The 616-nt window shown below is 70.6% G+C and carries 1 protein-coding gene; it reads left to right on the top strand.

Annotated features, from left to right (window positions below):
* The coding region (locus tag JK359_RS38540; protein ID WP_236679129.1) for a condensation domain-containing protein at positions 1-616 on the top strand (616 nt) is incomplete at both ends.

Below are 616 nucleotides of genomic sequence, written 5' to 3'. Positions count from 1 at the left end.
TGCACCACATCGCCGGTGACGGCTGGTCGGTGGCCCCGCTGGCCGCGGACTTCTCGCAGGCGTATCGGGCGCGGGCCCAGGGCCAGGCGCCCGGGTGGGAGCCGCTGCCGGTGCAGTACGCCGACTACACCCTGTGGCAGCGCGAGGTCCTCGGCCGGGAGGACGACTCCGACAGCCCCATCGCAGCTCAGCTCGCCTACTGGCGTGAGCAGCTGACGGGGGCGCCGCAGGAGTTGGCGCTGCCGGTGGACCGTTCGCGTCCGGTGGTGTCCAGCTACCGTGGTGATGCGGTGACGTTCTCGGTGGACGCCGAGTTGTATCAGGGCCTGGTGGACCTGGCGCGCCGGTCGCGGGCGAGTGTGTTCATGGTGGTCCAGGCGGGCCTGTCGATGCTGCTCAGCCGGCTGGGTGCGGGTGAGGACATCGTGCTGGGCACGGCGGTGGCCGGCCGCACCGATGAGGCGTTGGACCGGCTGATCGGTTTCTTCATCAACACCCTCGTCCTGCGGACCGACCTCTCCGGAGACCCCGAGGTGACGGAGCTGATCGGGCGGGTCCGTGAGAGCGACCTCGCGGCCTACGCCAACCAGGACGTGCCCTTCGAACGGCTCGTGGA

This window comes from Streptomyces actinomycinicus, from assembly GCF_016741775.1.
GTDB lineage: Bacteria > Actinomycetota > Actinomycetes > Streptomycetales > Streptomycetaceae > Streptomyces > Streptomyces actinomycinicus.
The sequence above is the reverse complement of the archived record's forward strand: the minus strand, read 5'-3'. Positions and strand labels throughout refer to the sequence as shown.